The organism is Asaia sp. W19, from assembly GCF_003994335.1.
Taxonomy (GTDB): Bacteria; Pseudomonadota; Alphaproteobacteria; order Acetobacterales; family Acetobacteraceae; genus Asaia.
In genome coordinates this window covers 1-758 of record NZ_PNQZ01000229.1, presented here as the reverse complement: position 1 = coordinate 758, position 758 = coordinate 1, and the positions used below count along the sequence as shown (strand labels likewise).

Below are 758 nucleotides of genomic sequence, written 5' to 3'. Positions count from 1 at the left end.
GGGCCGACCAACCCGAACCGCCTCTATTTCTTCACCGGCACCAATGGCCTCTCCGTAGGGGCAGACGGGAAGCAGGCGGTCGAGAATGTGGATGACGGCAACTGGTCTGCCGACATGGCGCATGACAACCCGCATTTCACGCCCTTCGACTGGACGACCTATCCGGAACGCCTCCAGGAAGCCGGTGTCAGCTGGAAGTTTTATCAGGAATACGACAATTTCGGCGATAACCCTCTCGCTTCATTCAGGCAGTTCCGCAACCTCGACCCGAAAGACTGGCGCTACCGCAATGCCCGCGCCATCGTCCCCGGATCGACGAAGGAGAATATGCACGAACTCGAGGGCCGCTATCTGCTGGACGCATTCGAGAAGGATATCGCCCAAGGCACTCTGCCGCAGGTTTCCTGGATCGTCCCCCCTGCTGCGCTGTCAGAGCATCCGGAAGCACCACCGGGATTCGGCGAGCATCTGATTTCCAAACTGATCGATATCTTCGTTCGCCACCCGGATACCTGGTCAAAAACCGTCTTCATCCTCAATTACGACGAGAATGACGGGTTTTTCGATCATGTACCGCCGCCAGTCCCGGCGCTCGATGGTGCGTCGGAGAGCGCTGGAAGCGTCTCCACAAGGGGAGAGAGTTTCCACGGTGAACCGGTTGGGCTGGGACCACGCGTTCCCGCGCTGATCATTTCGCCCTGGACCAAAGGAGGCTGGGTCAACTCGCAGGTTTTCGACCATACCTCTGTGATCCAGTT

1 protein-coding gene is annotated in these 758 nt (G+C 58.6%); it reads left to right on the top strand.

Translation table 11 applies throughout. The features are described 5' to 3' along the window. The coding region (locus C0V97_RS18220; protein ID WP_305007335.1) for an alkaline phosphatase family protein at window positions 1–758 on the top strand (758 nt) is incomplete at both ends.